This window comes from Novipirellula rosea, assembly GCF_039541335.1.
GTDB lineage: Bacteria > Planctomycetota > Planctomycetia > Pirellulales > Pirellulaceae > Novipirellula > Novipirellula rosea.
On the sequence record NZ_BAABGA010000014.1, the window covers coordinates 1 to 22835 of the forward strand.

Annotated in this window: 21 protein-coding genes and 1 CRISPR repeat array; of the genes, 10 read left to right on the top strand and 11 right to left on the bottom strand. The window is 53.2% G+C overall.

The genetic code is table 11. From position 1 onward, the window contains the following. The 3 genes from ABD971_RS05105 to ABD971_RS05115 form a co-directional block, all read left to right on the top strand. The coding region (locus ABD971_RS05105; protein WP_345320053.1) for an AAA family ATPase at positions 1-1073 on the top strand (1073 nt) is incomplete at its 5' end. 219 nt (positions 1074-1292) lie between these two features. After that, complete coding sequence (locus ABD971_RS05110) at positions 1293-2237, top strand: hypothetical protein (protein WP_345320055.1); 945 nt, start codon at positions 1293-1295, stop codon at positions 2235-2237. Between the two features lie 41 nt (positions 2238-2278). Then, positions 2279-2491, top strand: coding sequence for a hypothetical protein (locus ABD971_RS05115; RefSeq protein WP_345320092.1), 213 nt, complete (start codon positions 2279-2281; stop codon positions 2489-2491). A gap of 231 nt (positions 2492-2722) precedes the next feature. Here the strand turns inward: ABD971_RS05115 and ABD971_RS05120 are convergent, their stop codons facing one another. Continuing rightward, positions 2723-2959, bottom strand: coding sequence for a helix-turn-helix domain-containing protein (locus tag ABD971_RS05120; protein ID WP_345320057.1), 237 nt, complete (start codon positions 2957-2959; stop codon positions 2723-2725). An 82-nt stretch (positions 2960-3041) separates the two neighbouring features. Here ABD971_RS05120 and ABD971_RS05125 point away from each other — a divergent pair, with 82 nt between their 5' ends. The 7 genes from ABD971_RS05125 to ABD971_RS05155 all read left to right on the top strand — a co-directional run bounded on the left by ABD971_RS05125 (position 3042) and on the right by ABD971_RS05155 (position 7822). Beyond that, positions 3042-3881, top strand: coding sequence for a hypothetical protein (locus ABD971_RS05125; RefSeq protein ID WP_345320058.1), 840 nt, complete (start codon positions 3042-3044; stop codon positions 3879-3881). 847 nt (positions 3882-4728) lie between these two features. Continuing rightward, positions 4729-4947: a hypothetical protein gene (locus ABD971_RS05130; RefSeq protein ID WP_008691726.1), complete on the top strand. Its 219-nt coding sequence runs from the start codon at positions 4729-4731 to the stop codon at positions 4945-4947. A 125-nt stretch (positions 4948-5072) separates the two neighbouring features. Then, entirely contained in the window at positions 5073-5294 is a 222-nt protein-coding gene (locus tag ABD971_RS05135) for a MoaD/ThiS family protein (protein WP_345320064.1), read from the top strand. 82 nt (positions 5295-5376) lie between these two features. Next, positions 5377-6402, top strand: a complete 1026-nt coding sequence (locus tag ABD971_RS05140; protein WP_345320066.1) for a hypothetical protein — start codon at positions 5377-5379, stop codon at positions 6400-6402. Then, a complete protein-coding gene (locus tag ABD971_RS05145; RefSeq protein ID WP_345320068.1) occupies positions 6377-6964 on the top strand; it encodes a Mov34/MPN/PAD-1 family protein in 588 nt (195 codons plus the stop codon). The genes ABD971_RS05140 and ABD971_RS05145 overlap by 26 nt, the downstream gene beginning before the upstream one ends. Beyond that, positions 6961-7626: a ThiF family adenylyltransferase gene (locus ABD971_RS05150; protein ID WP_345320070.1), complete on the top strand. Its 666-nt coding sequence runs from the start codon at positions 6961-6963 to the stop codon at positions 7624-7626. The genes ABD971_RS05145 and ABD971_RS05150 overlap by 4 nt, the downstream gene beginning before the upstream one ends. A gap of 67 nt (positions 7627-7693) precedes the next feature. Then, positions 7694-7822, top strand: a complete 129-nt coding sequence (locus tag ABD971_RS05155) for a hypothetical protein (RefSeq protein WP_345320072.1) — start codon at positions 7694-7696, stop codon at positions 7820-7822. Between the two features lie 51 nt (positions 7823-7873). Here ABD971_RS05155 and ABD971_RS05160 read toward each other — a convergent pair whose 3' ends face one another. The 10 genes from ABD971_RS05160 to ABD971_RS05210 all read right to left on the bottom strand — a co-directional run bounded on the left by ABD971_RS05160 (position 7874) and on the right by ABD971_RS05210 (position 22140). Beyond that, positions 7874-8359, bottom strand: a complete 486-nt coding sequence (locus tag ABD971_RS05160) for a hypothetical protein (protein WP_345320074.1) — start codon at positions 8357-8359, stop codon at positions 7874-7876. Positions 8360-8523: 164 nt separating this feature from the next. Continuing rightward, positions 8524-12538: a CRISPR direct-repeat array (repeat unit 35 nt; unit sequence GTTTCAATCCGCGTCCGCTCTCGCGAGCGGACGAT). 196 nt (positions 12539-12734) lie between these two features. Then, positions 12735-13025 (bottom strand): CRISPR-associated endonuclease Cas2, encoded by a 291-nt coding sequence (cas2, locus tag ABD971_RS05165; RefSeq protein WP_345320076.1) that lies wholly within the window; start codon positions 13023-13025, stop codon positions 12735-12737. Between the two features lie 12 nt (positions 13026-13037). Beyond that, on the bottom strand, positions 13038-14069 hold the full coding sequence (gene cas1c / locus ABD971_RS05170) for a type I-C CRISPR-associated endonuclease Cas1c (RefSeq protein WP_345320078.1): 1032 nt from the start codon (positions 14067-14069) through the stop codon (positions 13038-13040). Further along, positions 14066-14725, bottom strand: coding sequence for a CRISPR-associated protein Cas4 (gene cas4, locus ABD971_RS05175; protein ID WP_345320080.1), 660 nt, complete (start codon positions 14723-14725; stop codon positions 14066-14068). Before cas4 ends, cas1c begins: the two co-directional genes overlap by 4 nt. Before the next feature lie 357 nt (positions 14726-15082). Further along, positions 15083-16066, bottom strand: coding sequence for a type I-C CRISPR-associated protein Cas7/Csd2 (cas7c, locus tag ABD971_RS05180; RefSeq protein WP_345320082.1), 984 nt, complete (start codon positions 16064-16066; stop codon positions 15083-15085). A gap of 80 nt (positions 16067-16146) precedes the next feature. Further along, positions 16147-18318 (bottom strand): type I-C CRISPR-associated protein Cas8c/Csd1, encoded by a 2172-nt coding sequence (cas8c, locus tag ABD971_RS05185; protein ID WP_345320084.1) that lies wholly within the window; start codon positions 18316-18318, stop codon positions 16147-16149. Between the two features lie 9 nt (positions 18319-18327). Then, positions 18328-19086 (bottom strand): type I-C CRISPR-associated protein Cas5c, encoded by a 759-nt coding sequence (gene cas5c / locus ABD971_RS05190; protein WP_345320086.1) that lies wholly within the window; start codon positions 19084-19086, stop codon positions 18328-18330. Next, a complete protein-coding gene (gene cas3 / locus ABD971_RS05195) occupies positions 19083-21452 on the bottom strand; it encodes a CRISPR-associated helicase Cas3' (protein WP_425571260.1) in 2370 nt (789 codons plus the stop codon). Before cas3 ends, cas5c begins: the two co-directional genes overlap by 4 nt. Beyond that, positions 21427-21642, bottom strand: coding sequence for a CRISPR-associated protein Cas5 (cas5, locus tag ABD971_RS05205; RefSeq protein WP_345320088.1), 216 nt, complete (start codon positions 21640-21642; stop codon positions 21427-21429). Before cas5 ends, cas3 begins: the two co-directional genes overlap by 26 nt. Positions 21643-21897: 255 nt before the next feature. Then, positions 21898-22140 (bottom strand): hypothetical protein, encoded by a 243-nt coding sequence (locus tag ABD971_RS05210; RefSeq protein ID WP_345320090.1) that lies wholly within the window; start codon positions 22138-22140, stop codon positions 21898-21900. Positions 22141-22835: the final 695 nt, after the last annotated feature.

The following is a 22835-nucleotide window of genomic DNA, read 5'->3' on the forward strand; positions in this document are numbered from 1 at the left end:
ATCCGCTGCCGACACGCGAACAACTCAAAGAGATCGCCGAAGCCATTGCCACCGAAGAAGGCGAACTCCCCAGCGCCGACCGACTCGAAACGGTGCTCGATGCGGCAATGGGGTTGACGCGATTGGAGGCTGAGAACGCTTTCGGATTGAGCCTAGTTCGTGATTCCGTGATCCAGCCGGAATCGGTTTGGGAACTGAAAGCAAGCATGCTCAAAAAGTCCGGTTTGATTCAGCTCTACAAGAGCAGTGACGATTTCACATGCCTCGGCGGACTCGACAGCTTAAAGGCGTTCTGCAAACGATCACTACTTCAGCATGGTCGTGACAACCCGCTGAAGCAACCTCGTGGCGTACTGTTGTTGGGTGTTCCGGGAACGGGAAAGTCGGCATTTGCAAAAGCACTTGGTAAAGAGACCGGACGTCCCACGCTTATCCTCGACATCGGGGCGTTGATGGGAAGCCTTGTTGGGCAAACCGAGCAGAATGTTCGGCGTGCGTTGCAGATCGCAGACGCCATGGCGCCTTGCATTCTGTTCATCGACGAGATCGAGAAGGCGCTCAGTGGGGCGGCGGGATCAGGTCAAAACGATTCCGGGGTATCGTCGCGTATGCTGGGCACGTTGCTCAGTTGGATGAATGACCATACCTCGAACGTCTACCTGATCGCGACCTGCAACGATATCACGCGGATGCCTCCGGAGCTCTCTCGTGCTGAGCGGTTCGACGGAATCGTGTTCCTCGATCTGCCGCAGCGTGACCAGAAAGATCGAATCTGGAACCAGTACATCACCATGTTCGGGATAGAAGAGGAGCAGAAGCGACCGGCCGATGAGAGGTGGACCGGCGCGGAAATTCGTGCTTGCTGCCGACTATCTGCCCTGCTTGACATTCCGCTTAAACAAGCGGGGTTGAACGTAGTTCCCGTCGCAGTCACGGCAACGGAATCGGTGGACCGTTTGCGGCAATGGGCCAGCGGGCGTTGCTTGGATGCGGAAAAGTCTGGAATTTACCAGCATGATGCCAAGCCACAATCGCGGCGCCGGGTGTCGCGTGCCAATCCGTCTCAGAATTGAGGCGTTTTAACGTGCTCACTCAAAACCAACTCGCCACGATCCGGGCAGCACTGCGATTTTGGAAGGATGAGATGGCTCGCGCAGACAAATCCACCACTCGACATTACTTCGATGTCTCCCCGCATCCGGTGCTAACCGCTGACGAAATCGAAACCATCATTGATCGGCTTCGATTTGACCCGCTTAATTTGTGACACCAACTTAAACAAAGGAGAATCCATGAGCACCATGCTCGAAGATCGTGTGACCCAGAATCAGCCATCACACGGCACGCGGCTTCAAGCCGAAACGACCGCCGCGCGGTTGCACATCCGCTGGCCCGGCACTCGCAAGAGTCTCAGTCGTGACCAGAAACTACAAGCGGCCGGCGCGTTCGACGCCGACAGTCGCACGCTCTCGGCCGCCAAACGTCTCTTCGACACATCGCATCCTTCGTTCCGCGCCGTCTCGGCAATCAAGACCAAGGCGAGTGCATTGTGGAAAGGTATGACCTTGCCGTATATCGAACCTGGCGTCCGGTTGTTACGCCGCGGCGATGTTTCGGAGTTTGACGATCGAATGATTGTCATCCAAGTGGAACTTAGCGAAGCCGTCGACGAACTCGACCTCAGTTTCGCGGAACTCGTCGATCAAGCCCGCAATCAACTCGGGCACCTGTTCGATCCAACAGACTATCCCGACTCCGTCTCGGATCTGTTCGGGATAACCTGGGATTTTCCGTCGGTCACACCGCCTGCGTATCTGCGGACGGTCAATCCGGAGTTGTACGAACAAGAATGCCAACGTGTGAAAGCGAAGTTCGCTGAAGCCGTTGAACTGGCCGAGCAAACATTTGCCGAAGAACTCTCGCAGTTGGTCGGTCATCTGGCCGAACGCTTGTCCGGCTCAGTGGATGGGAAGCCGAAAGTCTTTCGCGACTCTGCCATTGCCAACCTAAATGAGTTCTTCGGACGATTCCAGCATCTCAACATTGGAAGCAACGACGATCTCAATCAACTAGTTGAGAACGCAAGGCAGGTGATTACTGGAGTCGACCCGCAAGACCTACGAGTTCGGTCGTCATTGCGTGAACGAGTGGCTCGCTCTTTGACCGAAGTCGAAACGAGTCTCGATGAGTTGATGACCGATCGACCGCGCCGGAACATCATCCGAGGTCCCCGGTGAAGACCATCGATTTAGTCGTCGCAACTAACGGCGAGACTCAAATGATTTTCGATGATCGCCTTGATGTTCGTTCAGTCGGTTGCATCGCAATCCGGCGTGGTTCACACGTGGAGCCAACTCTCGACGGTCAATGGACCGCAGATCTTTCCCCGGTCGATGGTCCGACACTCGGACCTTTCGACAAGCGTAGCGAAGCCTTGGCAGCAGAAGTGACTTGGCTTCAGCAGAATTGGCTAACTCGCTCGCGAGGGTAGCCGTTCCATTTTTACCGTTATCGCAAAGCCCCGTTCGTTTGACTTTAGGTCAGGCGAGCGGGGCTTTTTTCGTTTTCCCCTTTTCCATCAGGAAATCTCCGAAGTCCTGCCGAGAACGACCGGCTAGCGGAACACTTTGGCTCACAATACGCAATGATTCTTATCATGAATCACCAACCGAAAGCGGTCTCCCACGGCGACGCAGCAGGCTCGCCAACGGACTCCAAGAGCCTAGATTCCGCCCATCAACTGGCTGAGCGTCATCTCCAACGTCTCGGCGATACGCTCGATGTTTCTTAGGGCGATATTCCGCTCACCCCGCTCGACCCCACCGACGTAGGTTCGGTCCAAGCCACATTGGTGTGCGAACTCTTCCTGTGACCAGCCGCGTTTCTTGCGCAGCTTTCGCACTCTCTCGCCAAATCGTTCCAGGATGTCGCTGTCGGCCATGATGCCGATAGTCGTCATCCAGCCACCACAACGCCACGGACTATGAGTATCATTTATCAATGCTACCTATAGTCGTCTACCTCCTTCGAGAAAAATAATCATGACAGAATCGCATTCTTCGAGACCGGCAGGCATGACCCGATTCAGAACGGAACCCTGGTTCAGCTACGCCGTACTCGCATTTGGCACTGGCATGGCCGTGATAGGCTTTACTGGCTTTGCCCAAGAACTGGGCCTCCTGTGGTTCATTATCGTTTCGTTTCTGCGGGTCCTTGGTTGCTTGTTCTTGCTCGCAGGAATCGTTGCAACAGGAGCATCTTTCGTCACGAAAGCTCTCAACATGGTTGGAAGCAAGAAAGTCGAATCCACTTCGGTCATTTCCTACAAGGTCGCCGGAATTGTGCTTGTTGTCGTAGCTCTTGCTTTCCCCGCTATCTTGGTGATTCTGCTTGGCCCACCGAAACCCGAGCCTTCGATCACTGGTGGCGTGACCCCCGTCCTGGTAGGTGGCGGTCGATACGCGATCACGGTTCCTGACACCTTCAAGCCGAGCGATGCCGAAATTCCATTTATCGGTGGAATCTCTATGGCCGATGGGCGTCGCGATCTCTTGGTCATGATCAAGGCTGTTTCCTGGAGGGACATCTCTGCAAAAACGCTTAGCGATCATGCGGACAACCTAGCTGAACTCGTTGTCAGTGATTTGCCCAATGCAGAAGCAAGCCAAAAAATAGCCATCCTCGCCAATGGTCGTGCGATGACTCGCCAGAACTTCGTTTATTCGGAACGTGGGACGAGAGTGCAGGTGATGATTGAACTACAACATTTCGCGGATGATGTTGTTGAGATTCGATTTGCAGCAACTCCAAGCCGGTTCGAGGATTGGGATTCTGAGATCGACCAAATCTCCAATTCCCTGGTCGAGACGACATACAACTAACGGGGTGGTCCCTAGAGTTTTCAGTCAGCAATGTTCATCTACGCCGAACGATGGCAGGGGCAGTCTTGTAGCGACAAACGCGTCTGCCCGACCTAAACCGATTTCACGAACGAGGATCATTCTAAGACGCGCTGGAACGTTCTCTTGACGTCGACCACGAGCGAACCAGTTGTCAAAGGACTCGATCAGTTCGAGTTGAACTTGCCTTCACTCCATGCTCAACAGCTTGGAGTCCCACCGTTACACGAGGAGATTCATGAGCTCTGTAGACGAAACACCGAGCCAGGCATGCGATTACTAAGGCGGCACGATATTTCCGATTTCGACACCCATGACCATGTTACGAAGTGAAATCGCAGAGGCCATCGAAGAACTCGATCGCGAGCGATCTTCGTTTCGAGATCCGGTTGCTCAATCGCTGACGTGGAATCGAGCTTGGCTCATTTGATGACCGATCGACCTCGCCGCAACATCATCCGAGGTCCTCAGTGAGCAACATCGAAATTGTTGTTCCGCCATCGGTCACTGCGAGGATGGTCTTCGACGATCGACTCGTCCCTCGTTTAAGCGGCCCAGTAACAACCTTTCATGGTCACACGTCTAACCCGCAGAGGGCGGTTAATGGACTGCCGACCTATCTCCCGTTGGCGGCCGTTGCTGCTTGGCCCCTTCGACAAACGTAGCGAAGCCTTGGCAGCAGAAGTGGCTTGGTTTCAGCAGAATTGGCTAACTCGCTCGCGAGAGTAGCCGTTCCATTTTTCCCGTTATCGCAAAGCCCCGATTGTTTGACTTCAAGTCAGACGCTCGGGGCTTTTTTCGTTTCCCCTTTCAGTAAGGAACCTTTCCGATGAACCAAAACGAACTCAATCGTGCCGTGGCTGCGGCTACCGGAGACACTGTTTCCGCAGTTAAACGCCTCGGTTTCATGCTCCTGGACCCTGCCATTCCCATCGACGACCCGACCGATCCCGTGCACGGCGGTCGCGTTATCGACTGGGATGACTTCGACCTCTTTCGCGAGGAACTCGATGAAGGCCGCTTCGATCCCGAAGCCGCACTCTGCTAACGCGATGAAACCTCATCGTAGTAAGCAACCAAACGTAACGAGCCGTCGCTTTCCCATTCGTGGACAGCGGCGGCTTCGTTTTCCCAAACGCAAGTTTACCTCCCCAAAACCCAAGAGAACCAAACATGAAGGTACTCCTCATCTCCAATGATGCTGGTGGTTACGCTCACCACGTCGAAGCTCCCGAAAACACCACAGTCCAGCAGATGTTCGAGCGACATGTCGGCAGGTTCCATGCCGACAGTTATCTGATCCGTGTCAATCGGCAACCAGCCCCTGCGGATCAAGTGCTCCGTGATGGCGACCGCGTCTCATTCACGCCGCTCAAGATTGAAGGCGCGGTCTGATTTCAATGTTCATTGCCCAGTCGGGGCGGTTTGGCTGCAAGTGGCTGACCATCGCGACTGGGCTTCTTTTGGAGCCAATGCTATGAAGTACGAAATCAAGCACGATTACCGAGCGGCGGTCGAAATCCTGAACGCGATACAAGGCGTTCAGGCTCTCAAAGCAATGACTGCACTGGACGAGTCGTTCGATCAGTGTCGTCGCTGGCGGCGACGGATTGAAGCTTCCACCGCAAGGAACTGGAACGCCGCAGCAATGGATGCCACCGACCGACTGCGAGGGGCACTTGATGTGCTGCGAACGCGGTCGGCTCTCGTGATCGACGACTTGAATCGTCTTGCTAAACCACGCCTCGAACCGACAGTATCGTCCGTCTATCGAGAGATCGAAGCACTCCGCGGCGAGTTCAAGAGCGTCACGATTGATCGCGCAAAGCAACGTCTCACAGTCCAGACATCGAGCATCTCGCTTGAAGACGTTGAACTCGGAAGCTTCGAGATCTGCTTGAACTGGAAGTTCATCAAGGAGTCGTCCCCGTATGAAGTGATCGCAGTCGAGCCGAACTGCCCCTCATCCAATGACAGCGTTACGCATCCTCACGTGCAAGGCGAAACGCTGTGCGAAGGGGAAGGGGCGGACGCGATCCGGCGATCCCTCGATGAGGGACGCATCTACGACTTCTTTTGCGTCGTCGATCACGTGCTGCGGAATTACAACCCCGATTCAGCCTACATGCAAATCGAAGATTGGAACGGAGTCAGCTGCAAATCATGTGGCGACAACGTCGACCGAGACGAAGTCGTCGGATGCTGCAAATGCGAAACCGAACTATGTCCTGATTGCAGTACCTCCTGCGATTCCTGCGTGGACCGGTTTTGCAGTGAGTGCATCTCGTCCTGCGAAAGCTGTGGCGACGATGCTTGCCTAATGTGCCTGAAGTCGTGCGACGACTGCGGCAATTCTTTCTGTAACACCTGTCTTTTTGAAGGAACCTGTGATGATTGCATCACTAAACAAAACGAAGCGAGTGAAGAAGAATGCGGAGAAGTCGAGCAAACGGTCGCTGCGGTTCACACCGTACGCGATGGCAAAGCTTCTGTACCTGCGTGATATCGGCCCCACCGAAGTAGGAGGGTTCGGCATCTCCAGCGCCAGCGATCTGTTGCTCGTTGAAGATATTCAGCTTGTCGAACAAGTTTGCTCAGTTGTCTCGGTCGAATTCAACGACGACAGCGTTGCCGACTTCTTCGACCAACAAGTCGACGCCGGTCGGCAACCAGAACAGTTCGCAAGAATCTGGATTCACACGCATCCCGGTGCGTCGCCCTCCCCAAGCGGCACCGATGAAGAAACGTTCGACCGTTGTTTCGGTGGCGTCGGCTGGGCGGTGATGCACATCATCGCCGAGGAGGGTAACACCTACACGCGAGCACGCTTCAACGTCGGCCCAGGAACTGAACGACGACTACGATGCCGTACCGTATTCGATACTGAGTTTCCTGCCTCCGACCACGAAGCTTGGTTCATTGAATACTGTGACAACGTGACTGTCTACGATCCGTTTTCCTCACGTCACACGTTTGCCGAAACCTTCGAGGACGCCGACTGGTGGGAACGGAACGCTTCGGCAGCCGATCGGTGGAGTGATCGTCTGTTGGAGGTAGGGCATTGAGTGCAACGTCAAATCGTTTTGAACGTCAAAGCCAACTGGTTCCGATGGACCGGTTGGCTGAAGTCACCGCAACGGTGATCGGTGTCGGCGCGATCGGACGCCAAGTCGCCCTACAACTCGCCTCGATCGGCACACCGAGAATCCAACTGATCGACTTCGATAACGTTGACTTGTCCAACACGACAACGCAGGGCTACCGAAAGCACGAGGTTGGATTGGCGAAGCCTTTTGCGACGTCGCAAGCCATCGGCGAAATTGACCCAACCATCGAAGTCATTCGATTGGAGGATCGTTTCCGTCCGCGCCAAGAAATCGGCAATGCCGTCTTCTGCTGCGTCGACTCTATCACGGCGCGGACGGCGATCTGGCGTTCGGTTCAATCGCGTATGGGATTCTGGGCCGATGGCCGGATGCTCGGCGAAGTGCTGCGAGTCCTCGCCGTCACCGACATCGAGTCGGAAATACACTACGCATTGACACTTTTCACTTCATCCGAAGCCCAACAAGGAACCTGCACTTCGCGGAGCACGGTGTACGCCGCCAGTATCGCGGCGGGAATCATGGTCCACCAGTTTACCCGCTGGCTCCGCGACATCCCGACCGACGCCGACACCAGCGTCAATCTGCTGTCCGGTGAATGGACCGTCTACGACACTCGCTAACGAAACGGTCAGGGCACGAGCTTTCAACAAGGCACCCAGCCCCAACTCGTATTCGTAAGGAGGTCAAATGGAAGGACTAACAGGTTGGATCATCATCGGCTTCGTCGCACGATGTTTTTTCAAAGCCGGCAGCCGCACCGGTAGCTGCAAAGGCTACAACGTCGGCCGCAGCCGAAGTCATCGCAACCGCCGCTAACAACCGGAACACCGTGGCCGCCCTTTGGGGCGGTCGCGGTGTTCCATTTTTTTAGCTATTAGATCCCTGGAATGTGCTGTCCTGACGCTCGGTGGCTTGCCCAGACGCGTATTCGATACGTTCGCGATGATCCACAATCTGCTGTAAGCAAGCCAAGGCATGAGGGCAAGGATCTCCATAGTGTTGATCCGCATCACCTATTGAGCGAATTACTTTTTCAACGCGATCAGCAAGGCGAGCGTCCCAAGCAATCCTTTCTTCGACAAGCAAATTGACAATCACGGAATATGCAGGTCTCGTGCGAAAGTCAGATCGGAAAACGAATCTGCGCAAAGGTTCACAGAATTGTTCTTTTTCAGCTACACCCTCGAGTGATCCAATAGCTGCCACCGATACTGACTCTGATGAATCATGCTCTGCAGCACGGAGCAGCATTTCAGCAATCGACAAATCTTTGGTCGCCGCGTCTTCCAATGCCCATGCAGCGGAAGCTCGTAAGTCTTCGTGGTTCGATTCATCCTCCAGTAGGTTCAGCAATCGCTCGCGTGCTTCCAGCCATTTGTCAGCGGCCTGAAACAGTGCCATTGCGCAGGCTTCACGCACAACGAGCGGATTGCTCGTACGGTTCAATTCTTCGACAAGGTTATGTCGTTTAGTATGAGGCCCATTACCCTCTGGCTAATGCGGTGGGTTGCAAACATGTTTCAATCCACGTCCGCTCTCGCGAGCGGACGATGAAAACTGGGACTCGAAGACGCCGGCAGAGGTGTTTCAATCCGCGTCCGCTCTCGCGAGCGGACGATGCGCCCCGACCGGGTCAATTGTAAGCCTGGTTTGATAGTTTCAATCCGCGTCCGCTCTCGCGAGCGGACGATATATGGCGGTATACGAGATTGTCTGGTGTCTAGTTTCAATCCGCGTCCGCTCTCGCGAGCGGACGATTTGGGGCGGTGCTGCAGCTTTGAGTTCAGTTTCAACGTTTCAATCCGCGTCCGCTCTCGCGAGCGGACGATCTTGAGTCTGGAGGAAGCCGCGGCGGAACTGCAGTTTCAATCCGCGTCCGCTCTCGCGAGCGGACGATCTTTCGAGGACGACTTGCATCGTGGTGCACTTGGTTTCAATCCGCGTCCGCTCTCGCGAGCGGACGATTCGGCGGAAAAATGCACGCTTGGTCGAAACAACAGTTTCAATCCGCGTCCGCTCTCGCGAGCGGACGATGCTTTGTCTGCATCGTCATCGGCAATCACTTGACGTTTCAATCCGCGTCCGCTCTCGCGAGCGGACGATCTACGCCAACGAAGGCACCGAAGGTGCCAATGTCATGTTTCAATCCGCGTCCGCTCTCGCGAGCGGACGATACCGGACCGATAGACGACTTGATCAGCGAGAGAACGTTTCAATCCGCGTCCGCTCTCGCGAGCGGACGATGTGCATGGTTGCGGTACGCATCCGCGACAACCTGATGTTTCAATCCGCGTCCGCTCTCGCGAGCGGACGATCCCGACAAGCTTGGGCGACCAGCGGCCGGATTGTTTCAATCCGCGTCCGCTCTCGCGAGCGGACGATGTCGGAAACGTCTTGAAAAAACATGCCCCATGCTGTTTCAATCCGCGTCCGCTCTCGCGAGCGGACGATTCCCTGAGGTTGATCGATTACATATTGATTGTCGTTTCAATCCGCGTCCGCTCTCGCGAGCGGACGATTCGCTCCAACGCGGTCAGAAGTGTGCGGCTTGTGTTTCAATCCGCGTCCGCTCTCGCGAGCGGACGATTTCGTCGACCGGATCCGATTCTATCGCCATCAAGTTTCAATCCGCGTCCGCTCTCGCGAGCGGACGATCTGTAGACTTTTAGATAGTCGACTCCAGCGACAGCGTTTCAATCCGCGTCCGCTCTCGCGAGCGGACGATTTCGGTAGCTCGGCCAGTTGCATTTGAATTAGAGAGTTTCAATCCGCGTCCGCTCTCGCGAGCGGACGATCCGACGGCGTCGCTTACCTGTTGTCGCGTCCAGTTTCAATCCGCGTCCGCTCTCGCGAGCGGACGATTACAGACCGACCATTGGCGACAACGATTGATCGGTTTCAATCCGCGTCCGCTCTCGCGAGCGGACGATTTTCTGCCCTCATCAAGAAATTTGAGAAAGAAGTTTCAATCCGCGTCCGCTCTCGCGAGCGGACGATACTGGAACATTTCGCAAAAGGAACTTCTCAAACGTTTCAATCCGCGTCCGCTCTCGCGAGCGGACGATTCGGCGGAAACAAGCCTTTGCGGCAGCCAGAGAGTTTCAATCCGCGTCCGCTCTCGCGAGCGGACGATGTTAACGGTACATCAGGAAACGACGCGAATGCAGTTTCAATCCGCGTCCGCTCTCGCGAGCGGACGATACCATGTTTTCACTGTCGCAAACGGCTGGGATGTTTCAATCCGCGTCCGCTCTCGCGAGCGGACGATGGTGGAAGCGAAGCCTTGAGCTCGATCGAAGGAAGTTTCAATCCGCGTCCGCTCTCGCGAGCGGACGATGTACAGACCACCTTGTGTCAGACAACGAAGTGTATGTTTCAATCCGCGTCCGCTCTCGCGAGCGGACGATCTATCGCGACGTCTGGAATAAGGCCCTCGCGATCGTTTCAATCCGCGTCCGCTCTCGCGAGCGGACGATTGGACGACAAGCAGTTCACTCAGCGATCCAAGAGTTTCAATCCGCGTCCGCTCTCGCGAGCGGACGATCTCGCGACGTATCAGGTGCGACGCGGTGACTCTAAGTTTCAATCCGCGTCCGCTCTCGCGAGCGGACGATTTTGCATCGCTTGCCGCGAACGAAAAGAAGATCGTTTCAATCCGCGTCCGCTCTCGCGAGCGGACGATGGGACGCTCGAACATTACTACCAAGATCCGTCGAAGTTTCAATCCGCGTCCGCTCTCGCGAGCGGACGATCCTCGTGCACGATCGCGAATTCGTTGATCGAACAGTTTCAATCCGCGTCCGCTCTCGCGAGCGGACGATCTCAGGCGAACGAGGACTTGATGTTGACCGGTTTGTTTCAATCCGCGTCCGCTCTCGCGAGCGGACGATCCCTTGGCTTTCTTTGGATTCGGCAACATGGAGAGTTTCAATCCGCGTCCGCTCTCGCGAGCGGACGATGATCGGATCGGCACTGGTCGAGGATTGGTTGTCGGTTTCAATCCGCGTCCGCTCTCGCGAGCGGACGATCTAACGACCGACCAGCCGGTCGCGGTTTATGACTGTTTCAATCCGCGTCCGCTCTCGCGAGCGGACGATGTCCAGCACCAACAGTCCGCATCGCTGCAGATGTTTCAATCCGCGTCCGCTCTCGCGAGCGGACGATATCGAGGCGGTGTCCAAGAGCGTGATCGTACACGTTTCAATCCGCGTCCGCTCTCGCGAGCGGACGATCCAGAGTGCTAAAGATGCCGGAGACCATTGTTGTTTCAATCCGCGTCCGCTCTCGCGAGCGGACGATAGCGACGTGCGGCCAAGTTCTCGGACAAACTGGTGTTTCAATCCGCGTCCGCTCTCGCGAGCGGACGATTGTGCGTGAGTCGTGGTTTGCTGATTGACGAACGTTTCAATCCGCGTCCGCTCTCGCGAGCGGACGATAACAGATCGGCAACTTTATTTGATAGTCGCGGCGTTTCAATCCGCGTCCGCTCTCGCGAGCGGACGATCAGATACCACCGCCGCACCGATGACGGTCTTGAGTTTCAATCCGCGTCCGCTCTCGCGAGCGGACGATGTCGTCGCTCATACAGTCCGATTTCAGTGTTTAGTTTCAATCCGCGTCCGCTCTCGCGAGCGGACGATGAAAACCCGGTGCCGACGATCATCCCAGGCGAAGTTTCAATCCGCGTCCGCTCTCGCGAGCGGACGATTCCGCGGCGACGTCCTGCTTGTTCCCGAGAAGTTGTTTCAATCCGCGTCCGCTCTCGCGAGCGGACGATGGGCCGCACGAATCAGGGGCGAACATCCGCAACGTTTCAATCCGCGTCCGCTCTCGCGAGCGGACGATATGCCGGCCTTGGCCAAAACGTGATTGACCCCTTTAGTTTCAATCCGCGTCCGCTCTCGCGAGCGGACGATGGTATGACATCGACCACATCGGCGGCAAGACCTTTGTTTCAATCCGCGTCCGCTCTCGCGAGCGGACGATAGGTCGTCATCCTAACGCTGGCATTAAACGACGGTTTCAATCCGCGTCCGCTCTCGCGAGCGGACGATTCGGATTGCAGGAAGGTGATGCACTGCGTTGCTGTTTCAATCCGCGTCCGCTCTCGCGAGCGGACGATACTCGCAAGAGAAAGCACATCGACATCGAGATCGTTTCAATCCGCGTCCGCTCTCGCGAGCGGACGATGCGAAGTACCTGGCGTGCCGGCAATTGGCCAACGTTTCAATCCGCGTCCGCTCTCGCGAGCGGACGATACCACAGCGATTAGCAGCCAATTCACCCCGTGAGTTTCAATCCGCGTCCGCTCTCGCGAGCGGACGATTGCGCACGGAGCGACGTTGTCGGGTGGCGATCAGTTTCAATCCGCGTCCGCTCTCGCGAGCGGACGATGTTAGCTAGCGACTTCGTCGGCTTCCACTTCCTCGTTTCAATCCGCGTCCGCTCTCGCGAGCGGACGATTGCAAACAGCGGCGTCCATGCTTTCCCGGATGATGTTTCAATCCGCGTCCGCTCTCGCGAGCGGACGATCCCTCATTCTTAAGTACAACGGGTGCCTAGCGTAAGAGGGGGGGATTCGCGAACCCAATCGGCTCCGCCGAAGGTTGGCTTCATAAGCGATGCGAATGCAACGCAAAGCATGGCAGCAACACTGCTTACGTCAATCGCGATCCTGCCATGATTTGGCCGGTCGCTTTGGGTTCGCGGGCGATTGCGTCGCTTGATGTTAGAGGATGAGCGGATCGTCTATCGGGGTGACCGGCTTGGCCCCGATATGTTCCACTCGATGCTTCCAATTGTTGCCGAGAAAGTAGAATCGTAAACTATCTGTCGATGGCTCGATGAGGTCCGTCAATTCGCCTTTCAGTCGCACAAACTGCTCCATCGAAACATCACACTCAAAAACTGAATTCTGCACGCGTTGACCGAAGTTTTGGCATGTTTTTGCGACTTTCTGTAATCGACGCTGGCCAACTCGATCGGAGGTGGCAACATCGTAGGTGACTAGTACCATCATTGAGATAGCTCCCTATTTCCATGCAAACGGCGGATAAGCGTCCGAATCGCCTCGTAAGTGTCTTGCCAGGAGCCGGCCTTGGATGTGCGGCACCAAACCGAGCGTCATCTTCTCGTTCAGAAATGGATGAGTAACAGTCTCCTGTTTGCGTTTTTGGTATGCGGCGACGATCGTCTTGCGTGTTGCCTCGTTCATCCGAATCCCGTTGCCAGGCTCTTCGACGAATCCGTTGGATTTGACCTGACCACGATTGATTAGCGAAAGAACCAACCGATCCACCATCACTGCACGGAACTCTTCCATCAAATCAAGTGCGAGACTCGGGCGTCCGGGGCGATCGCGATGCAAGAAGCCTACCGCTGCATCCAAACCAGCGGCTTCACACGCTGACCGCAAATCGTTCGTCAACATGCTGTAAAGGAAGGAGAGCATCGCGTTGACTCTATCTTTGGGAGGCCTTCGTGTCCGACCAGAAAAGACAAACTGTCCCTTGCTCGTTGTAATCAAGTCGTTAAAAACGCCAAAATATTCCGCACTGAACTCGCCTTCCATGCCACGAAGTTGGTCCAACGATAACGAATCGTTGAGCGTTCGGATTGCCATATCGATGCGGTTTGCCGTGCGGGTTAACCGCTGCGTTGCATCGGACGCTGGTTGATCTCGGACTCCACGGCGCAGAACGGTACGATAGTTTGCCAGCTTGCCGATGATGCAGGCGAGTGCAATCAGCTTGGCTGAATCCAGATCGTCTGCGCGTCGATACTGCTCCCGCCGCAGGAGAACGTTTCCCGGCGTGAATCCGTTGACAGCCGCCAAAAATCGCCCGTGTTCGGTCATGAATGTGATCGCGATCCCTTTTTGACCACAGAAACCCATCAACTGGGGACTGATACCAACCCGCCCAAAACACGCAATGGAGCCAATGTTCAGCAGTGGCAGCCGTGTCTTGGATTCCTTATCGACCCGCACCACCACGGTTTCGGATTCTTTCCGCAAGTAGGCACCCTGCGTGAAGATGAATAACGTATTGAGGTGATGCTTCATAGTGAGTCCCCATCAGAAGGTTCGGCAATTCCGTCATCGACAATCGATTGCAGGTATTTCGCGGCAGTGGAACGAGGGCGCAGTGATTTCGGCATACACCACTCAAATAACGAGCATCCTTTGCACTTTGGTTTGAACTTCGCCGTCGGCGTTTCACTCGACTCAACAAGTTCGCGAAGCCGCTTGGCTGTATTTTTCGTCAAAGATCGCAGAGTTTCGTCGAAGACAACTTCTTCGCGATGCTGACTCTTGATGTGAAAGATCGCACCGACCGGCACGTCCACGCCAAGCATCTCTTCCAAACACATGGCTTGAGCGCACAGTTGCGCCTCGTTATTGTCCCAGCGTCGCTTTTTACCTCGTTTGAAGTCGACCGGATAAGGAATCGGTGGACCTTTGTCGTTGTCTCGCAGCTCCACCAGGTCACTGATGCCAATCAAACCCAGTTTATAGGAAACCAACCACATTCCGGTTACCTGCCGACGATCTGACCGACGTAAGTTCTTCGGTATGTCGACACGCTTATGAGCCAATAGCCCTTCGCTGGTGAACTGGTTGTCCTTCCAAATCTGTTCATTCAAATGCAACGCGGCCCTTCGCTCACAAAACAAAAAGTCGTTGAGGTAGCGAATTGAAAGCAAGTCGTCGTCAGCCATGTCAAAGACTCGCTGTGGGGAAGGCTAAGTTTGGGAACACTAATCGGCTCAAATTGAACACTATTCAAAGTAACGAACTGCAGGCTCGGTATTAGTGTGCAATGAGTGAAGATCAGCGTTCCAAATTCGCAATTAACGTAAGATGCAGTTGACTGTCTGACTTTAGGAAAACGCCAAACCGCCATCGAGCATCTCAACATTGTCGATAACTCCGGCCATGCATCCCAGGAACTTGTCGTACTTCAATGTCCACTCAAAAACACCTGGCCGCCCGCTGTTCGCAATATAAACAATCGTAGAAGTAGCGGATCGACAGCAAGTCGTCCGCCTACTATTCCCCTAACGTGCGAAAATCACCTATATGTTTCGGGGATCGACACGACGGTGAATCTGGACTCCGCGAATGCCCTCGGGCGGTTCATCATGATTCCACGTGTCCGAAACTTCGTAATCGGAAAACGATTCGGGATAATCTCGAAGAGAGCCGTCAGGATTCTTCTTCAGTTCAACATCAATGGTGTCAAACAGTTTCCAAGCGTGTGCACAACCGAGTTTTGCTTCTCGTGCATTATTGGACGCATTATTCTTCGATTGTGTCCCCACATGTTCAAAATCGTAGACAGCAAGAACGTTCATCTCGGGGCGTGCGGCAGACTGATCGTGGTCAAACATGTGCTGTAACGCCTCGAAAAATGTTTCGAGATCGCTATCCGTAAAGCCAGTCTTCTCAGCGAAGAGAGGCGAAACAAAGGCTTTGGCGGCATAAAGCCCGTAAGGCACAATGTGCTTGTTGCCCATTGTACGTTCCTTCTTTTCATCTTCAGGCTTGGTCACAGCGCATCGAGTAATCGAGATTTCCAACGGGGTAATCGGATCGCAGGATTTTGCGAAGGTAAATTGAATCGGACCTCGGACTTGACCGTGAGCCGATCCCTTCATTACGTCTTCGCCAGTTGAAAGAACTGCTCCAAATGTGCGTACATCAAAAAACTCGCGGCATAGCCAGTTCTTGGTTGCTTCAGCTTTCTCCTTATCGGTCGCCTTTTTGTCAAATTTCTCCGTTGCTGCGGTGATGCCTTTCTTGATCTCGTCATTCAAAATGTTTCCTTGTTGAATCAGAATCCCAAATCCGTTCTCGTCATTGGCCTCTCGATCCGGTGGGAATTGAGCAACGAAGTTGCGGATCTTACGTTTTAGACAAACGTCGGACACGAGGCCTTTGTTAGATGTCGGATCCATTCTTGGAAGGTTACCTGCGTCTGGATCTCCATTTGGATTTCCATTGGTAACGTCGAACAGAATGAAAATATCATGACGGCGGCTAAGGATTGGGCTTGGCATGTTGCCTCCAGTTTTCGGAATTGAAGTTGATTTTTAAGGACGTTACGTACAAATAGAATTTCGGTCGCTGTTCAGCTTGCTCAGCTCGTTTCCTGTACTTGATAAAATTGCTTTACCGCTTCAATCAGGTCGACATAGCCCAAATCTTCGGCAAGCTCCTTGGCATTTTGCAACGTATCGTCGTAGGACTTGCCCTGCGTTCGCAACTTGCGAGCTTCACCTAGTTTTGAACGGATCCCTGACGCAGCCTTGTCGTAGGCGCGTTGTTGGTAAAACCCGAGGGCAAAAATGCCTTGGCTCTGTAGATTCAATGTGCGATTGAACTTCGGAGGCGCACCGGGTTGGTCTGGCGTAAATCGCTGTAAGATCGAACCGATTTGCTCGTCTAAACGTTTAGCATCGTAGGGTCGTTCTTTTCGTATTTTGGCGATGTGATGCCTAGTCAAGCGGCAGAGTTGCGGAAAAACGGCTGCAGGCGCTGACGATGCCGTTCCATAGTAGCGTTCAACAACACCCGCTCCTTTTTTCTCGAAGTTGTGATATCGATCCTGGATGCTCTCGAATACTGCTAATAGTCTTCCAAGGTTGTATGCTTGGTTATCCGTTACGGCTAAATGTTGAGTCGGCATGAAAGCACCTTTGCTTGGATAGGACTGAAGTTGGATTTGACGAAGCAGAATCAATTTGACTAACGCAAATCGAGACTGGCTAAACGGGTACGTTGGTTTCTTGGCATCATCAGAAACCAGAGCCGAGTGAAATTCGTCCAGAATTGGCTTGAGAAGAGTGATCGGCAAAGCGATCCCTTCTCTCGCAGATCGAAGAAGTTGAATGATCCGTTCGCCAACGAGTTTGTCTGTGCCTTGTTTTTTCGATTCGCGAAGTGTTGCAAGCGCAAGGTTAGGGATTGCGAACGGAGACGGCGGTCCATCCTCATCCTTGATAGCCGTTTTTGATTTCGTCTGCTTGGTAGGCAATTTCGCAAACATGGGAGCGATCTGGAGATCTTGCCACCAGTCTTCAAAATGACGGATAGCATCCGAAAGCGGTTGGTCAATCCAGTTTTTTACAACGATGCGACCCGCATTGCCTCCAAACGCAGCTGTGTAGAGTCGGTCTTCCGATGGAGCCAACGCTCCAACATTTCCACTGAATGGCGTTCGCAGGAAATCTTTGACTTGCTGCGGATGAGCTTTCGACATGAATTGATGCGATTTCCTCGCAAATACTACGTCGCTCCTTGCCCAAGTGCAGATGACAACGGGGCCGAGCCTTAAATGCTTGTTATTGTCCTTGAGAATGTCATTCAATGCCATCGCATAGGAAGCTGCAGCCGTTTCGGACATTGGAGAGTTGCCGCCCATATCAAACCCGTACGACGAGTAAGCTGGTCCGGCTTTGGCAAATGATACGATGTAACCACCTCCGGAAATGCCGGGCACACCTGTAATCGTAGGTTTATGGGAGCGCGCAATCGGTTGTCCCGTTTCACCGGTCAGAAGGCACAATGTCGCCCGATTCGCTTTATCGATCGTTTCTGTCTTTGACGCGTCATCTCCGATATTGTTTTCGGACGAGAACGCAAGCGAATGAAATTTATCGAACCAGTATTGCGTTAACCTGTCATCGCGATCGCCTATTTCCAAAGGTACCCCGTCAATACTGAATGCGAACGTTGCTTTATCCACTGATATGTAGCTGGCGTCCTCTATCCCCACATTCGCTACAAATTCGAGTTCTCCTTTCTTTGGCCCTTTGTCTTTGGGACGCATTCTCAGAAATTGCGATCTGAAAATGATTTCTCCGTGTTCAATTTTGAAATTCTCTTGTTGGAAAGCTAACAACGCAGCCAATCGAGCGTCTTGAGTCGCATCAAAAGCGATTTGTATTTGGTCCCAAAAATGCAGGAACGCTTTTGTGCCATTGTTATCTTTCTTTCTGCTATCCGTAGCAGTTGGCGCGGCAATTGGTTTTCCGCTTTTCTTTTCCATTCCAAAAACTGCACCTGAACCCTCCGCGAGAAAATACGATTTTCCTCCATTGTTCTCGCCTGGGAAACGAGGCAGACGCATGTTTTTACCCGCTCGCACTTTTCCTTTGTCATCAATGTGAGAAAGCGATATCAGGTGGGGAATCCGCATTCTCCCCTTGCTATCCAATGGAACCAAAGCGTGAATCTTCCGTTCTTGGAGTGGCAATTCATCAAAAAGTCTATTTCTATGAGCGTACTCATACAAAGCTTGAAGCAACATACATCTCTCCTAAACCTGGGATCGAACAATACGGTCAGCAACTGAGGTGGGATGGCATTGCATCACCGCGTCTTTGACGGTGGCTCGAAAGAAGCTCGCCTGTGGCCGCACATGGGGATTCTCGTCTGATGCGGATCGCCGCAATTCGTCATCGAACACGTCGTACAGAATGAGACCGAGCTCATCGTGAGCCCAGTCAGCAAGCCTATGGTTCCCAACGTCGCGTGAATCAACCCAATCAAAGTCTGCAGCAAATTCCCGACAGCCCAATGCTGGCCGATGAAAGCACTTCCCACGTTTTGCACGCCGCTCAATTTCACTTAGGTACTTGCCGAGGTTATCTCGCGGCGGATTGGCTCGACGCGTTAGGCAAACTTCCGCCGTTATTAAATACTCGACATCTGCGAGTGCCAGCATGTTTCTCTGTGCTGCATCGCTCGCGCCACCACCCGCTTCGACAAACTTCACTGGCCTCGTTCCTTGCATCCATGATTTCGCTTCGTTGATACTTATTACGCTTGAAACTTCATTGCGTCGAAAACTAAGCCAATTTCCTTTTTTGATAACGGCGATCTGGTCAATCAGGTAGCACATTTGTGGTTCCCAGAAGATGGCTTCTAAGATGCCTCTAGCGGCAGATGGTGTCATGATTGGATAGCTGACTCGCTCGACCTTCATCTCCGGACGAGTGAAGCAGGCGAAATCGCCCCAGACTCGAACAGTTACTCGATTTTTTCTTGTCATACTTCGTTCTCCTTCATGTTTCATAGAATCAGTTCCTCTGGCGTTAGTCCTTGAAAAACAACTCCTCGTTGGATGTCGTAGCAATGATCGTCCAGGACAAAAATATTGGCTTCGGGGAGGATTGGCTGGATTCGTCCCTCGGCAACAAGCTGTTGAAACATTGTTCCTTGACCGTAACGCATGTTGACCATGTAGCGTTGCAACTTACGCAGTTTTTTGTAGTCCAACCACTCAGACTTGCGAATTCGGGCGATCGCTTTGATCGATCGGCGATACGGAACAACGACCGATACGGTGTCATCACTGATGACTTTTGCGTCTCGGGCGACTGAACGGAATGCAAAGTCTTGCCGTAGCTGTTGGATACCGCGGTCGGTTTCGGCATACTGATAGAGTTCGCTGAAGTAACGTTCAAACAACTCGGGATCTAAACCCAACATGTCTGGGTCACTGATATAGGCTTCGGTCAACGATGTCGCATCTGCGTAAATGCCCATTGGTAAGCCCGCGTCGGCTGGGCGAAAGACGACAACTTCACCAAGCATCGACTTGCCGGTGGCGTCAGTTAACTTTCCCTCACGATTGCATCTTCCCGCCGCTTGCACAATCGAATCGAGAGGTCCCATGGCTCGAAATACTCGCGGGAAGTCGATGTCGACGCCCGCTTCGATCAGCTGTGTCGAGATCACATAGCAACGCTTCGGGTTTTCTTGGTTAAGGCGCAACTTGATATTGTTTGGAGGTGGGTTGCGGGACAGACCAAGTAAATCCAAACGATGGGCGGCGCACATCGACGATGAAAGATGAAACACACAGGAACGAAACTTTTCTGGGATTTTTTGGCATACTGCTTCAAACGCTTCGGTTGCGTGGCGTCGCGTGTTTACCACACTGAGTGCCTGCTTACCTGAAATGATCTCCTTTGCAAGTCGCTGCCAATCCCATGTCGACTCGGGTGGCTCAATACGATAGGTCGTGCGTCTCAACGCCGCAAAGAGTCGATTTCTGTTCGGTGCGATTTCACGGAGTTCTTGTTCATCAAATCCAGTTACCAGTCCAGCAGATTTTCGGAATGCAGGTTGAGTCGCTGAGCAAAATAGGAAACTGACCTCAAAGTGCCGCTGCAGCGTCCGCAGAATGTCGAGAGTTGGTTCCAAGAGATGCGTAGGCAAAGTTTGCACTTCGTCAAACACGACCACACTTCGCGCGATATTGTGAAGCTTACGTGCGCGACCTGTCGCCGACGCGAACAGAGACTCAATAAACTGGACCGATGTCGTTACCACGACGGGAACATCCCAATTTTCAACAGCTTGTTCGTACGTCAACGAATGGCTTGGTTCTTCAGTGGCCGTTCTATTCTCGTCCGGGGAATTTGAAACTGTAGAGTCGAAAGTACTGTGATGTTCCAGCACATTCGCCGAACCAAGAATATCGCGATATTCCTTCGCATTCTGTTCAATGATCGAGAGGTATGGGATGACGACGATTACGCGGCGAAGTTGATGTTTTGCTGCATGAGCCAATGAGAACGCCATTGAAGACAAAGTCTTACCTCCTCCGGTAGGCACCGTAAGCGAGTAGAAGCCTTGCGGTTCAGTTGCACCTCGATCACGGCAAGCAGCAAAGACCTCGGATCGCAATCGATTCAACTCATTTGCTTCTCCATGTTTTGATTTCTGTTCGGCGGCTGCCTCGACACGTTTAAGTAGAAGGTCGGCTTCAAGGTGTGCAGTCCTGCGTTCCCACGGTATCCCTCGTCGGTGTGATTCTTCGAACTGTTCTGAATTAAGCCGATCCGCATCAACCAATATTGAGAACAATATTCGAATAAACACTTCGAATCGCCGCTTGTCGTTAGGGTCGTTGTCGTCGAATTCCAGCAAGTCGGCTGCTGTTGAATGCGAGCTTTGTTCTGTCGGAAAATCGTCCAGGAACACTGATAATTCTTCTGGGCAACTGGCAATTTCGAGTAACTGTTCCGCTCGCCTTGACACATCAAATTTTGGATTCTCCAGAGCAAGTTGCAAACTACTTTGGTCATGCAGGCCAGCGTGGTGCCCCGCGATTGCGAATAGCAATGCAACACTTTCGAATTGAAATAGGGCAGCCCCTGCCCCGTAAATTGAGTGAGCCGTATCTGCGGATCCTTTTTTTCCTATGCCTCTATTCAAGTAGTTCTGAAATGAATCCCGATACTTTCCAAGGTCATGCAGCAGTCCTGCAAGTTTGGCTGCTGAAACAAACTTCGAGTCTTTGGCACGTACCAAACTCGCCAGCCGCGCTGACGTTTCCGCCACGCCAGACAGATGTTCTCGAAGTAGCTGAGCCTTTGCCCGATCTTGTGTCCATCTCGCGTTGAACTCAGGCATGATGAACTCGCTGTACATCGATATTGCGGTAGACCTCGACTTGAGTCGGTCGCACGACAGCCGATTTAAGCCAACACACGGATTCAAAAATCCCCTTGGCTGCGGAATAAGTCAGAGCAAGATAGCTTACGGGGGCATCGCCGGTATTGGGACGCGTCCACATCGCAGAGGGACCAGCGATTTCAAGGGAAATTGGGTACGTTTTCATAAGAACCAGTTCCGACACAAGCTTAAGGGATCCAACCAGGGGGTTAAGTGGAAGTAGCTTAGCGAATCCAGTGACACGTATGGTCACTAGGCCGCAAAAATCTTTTGGATCAAGCGTCCGTTGATTCGCTGGGGGGAAGCCAATATTGCCTGGGTTCACGTCAGCGACGTGAATGCCCAAATTTCGCAGACTGGCTAGGACGCTCGCGGCTTTGGGCCAATTGGCCTCAAATTCCTCTTCTTTTTCACGCTCCCACTAGGCCCAGACTTCGTAACCAAAGTCGGGTGGGTGTTCCAAGTAGGCGACACCAAAGTCGAGCACAAACGGACGATTGACCATTGACATCTCGATTGCCCACAGGTCGTCATCGCAATCGATCAAGACGGGAACCTGATGGCCTTCAATTTCGGTGTTTTTGAGGTCGCGAAGGCGAAAATAGACATCACGCTCTCGACGATACGGCAATTCTCGCTCGTGAATTTTCAGTGCATTCGACACATTCGACGTGGATCGGTAGCAGGTGAATACGGTACCATGTACACCGTGACCAAATCTTGTTTCCTGCTCCAGAGTACAATTGTGCTTTTGGCAGTAAAGCGTCGCTTTTCTTGATAGTTCTTCAGGTGTAATCGCCATGATCTCCCGCAAACCTTTGTCGTGTCATTCAGCGTTGGTGACGTTGGAACTTGTAATAGGTAATCGTTTCCGTATCTGTCATTGTCCAAGTACACACTTGAAGGAACTCCAGTGAGTGTGTGGTTGAGGAAGTCATCGAATTTTTGTTGTGAAATGTCATGATTGTGAATTGTCTGTAGAAAAGGGGCCGATGCGCGCGTTTAATTGGTATCTGGCCCAAAATGGGAAATCGGAAAGCTCTTGGGGGCTAAAGGAGAGCCCCGGAGTCACGCTATCGTTGAGATTGCTTAGCCTGCCCGTTCGCTGCGAAAACGACGCGGCTACCTTAGATCGAGCGGCGATCGCACGAAGGGTGAGCCGCATCGATTCCGCAGTAGCGAACGGGTTTAACTGAACTGAATGGCTAGGTCGATTCAGCTAAGCGCTGAAGACTTCTGACCGTGGACCGGATTTTGGAGAAAGCTTCTAAAACCAACGTTCTAGACGCTTGTTCGAGCCCTTTCGGGGGCGAGGCTCCGTGCTGCGACTTCGTGAAATAAAGAACCTTTCGGTTCAGT

Excerpts from the sequence above, each read along its gene's own strand:
- ABD971_RS05110 (WP_345320055.1), top strand. The coding sequence starts at position 1,293 with ATGAGCACCATGCTCGAAGATCGTGTGACCCAGAATCAGCCATCACAC.
- ABD971_RS05115 (WP_345320092.1), top strand. The coding sequence starts at position 2,279 with ATGATTTTCGATGATCGCCTTGATGTTCGTTCAGTCGGTTGCATCGCA.
- ABD971_RS05120 (WP_345320057.1), bottom strand. The coding sequence starts at position 2,959 with ATGACGACTATCGGCATCATGGCCGACAGCGACATCCTGGAACGATTT.
- ABD971_RS05125 (WP_345320058.1), top strand. The coding sequence starts at position 3,042 with ATGACAGAATCGCATTCTTCGAGACCGGCAGGCATGACCCGATTCAGA.
- ABD971_RS05130 (WP_008691726.1), top strand. The coding sequence starts at position 4,729 with ATGAACCAAAACGAACTCAATCGTGCCGTGGCTGCGGCTACCGGAGAC.
- ABD971_RS05135 (WP_345320064.1), top strand. The coding sequence starts at position 5,073 with ATGAAGGTACTCCTCATCTCCAATGATGCTGGTGGTTACGCTCACCAC.
- ABD971_RS05140 (WP_345320066.1), top strand. The coding sequence starts at position 5,377 with ATGAAGTACGAAATCAAGCACGATTACCGAGCGGCGGTCGAAATCCTG.
- ABD971_RS05145 (WP_345320068.1), top strand. The coding sequence starts at position 6,377 with ATGGCAAAGCTTCTGTACCTGCGTGATATCGGCCCCACCGAAGTAGGA.
- ABD971_RS05155 (WP_345320072.1), top strand. The coding sequence starts at position 7,694 with ATGGAAGGACTAACAGGTTGGATCATCATCGGCTTCGTCGCACGATGT.
- cas2 (WP_345320076.1), bottom strand. The coding sequence starts at position 13,025 with ATGATGGTACTAGTCACCTACGATGTTGCCACCTCCGATCGAGTTGGC.
- cas1c (WP_345320078.1), bottom strand. The coding sequence starts at position 14,069 with ATGAAGCATCACCTCAATACGTTATTCATCTTCACGCAGGGTGCCTAC.
- cas4 (WP_345320080.1), bottom strand. The coding sequence starts at position 14,725 with ATGGCTGACGACGACTTGCTTTCAATTCGCTACCTCAACGACTTTTTG.
- cas7c (WP_345320082.1), bottom strand. The coding sequence starts at position 16,066 with ATGCCAAGCCCAATCCTTAGCCGCCGTCATGATATTTTCATTCTGTTC.
- cas8c (WP_345320084.1), bottom strand. The coding sequence starts at position 18,318 with ATGTTGCTTCAAGCTTTGTATGAGTACGCTCATAGAAATAGACTTTTT.
- cas5c (WP_345320086.1), bottom strand. The coding sequence starts at position 19,086 with ATGAAACATGAAGGAGAACGAAGTATGACAAGAAAAAATCGAGTAACT.
- cas3 (WP_425571260.1), bottom strand. The coding sequence starts at position 21,452 with ATGTACAGCGAGTTCATCATGCCTGAGTTCAACGCGAGATGGACACAA.
- cas5 (WP_345320088.1), bottom strand. The coding sequence starts at position 21,642 with ATGAAAACGTACCCAATTTCCCTTGAAATCGCTGGTCCCTCTGCGATG.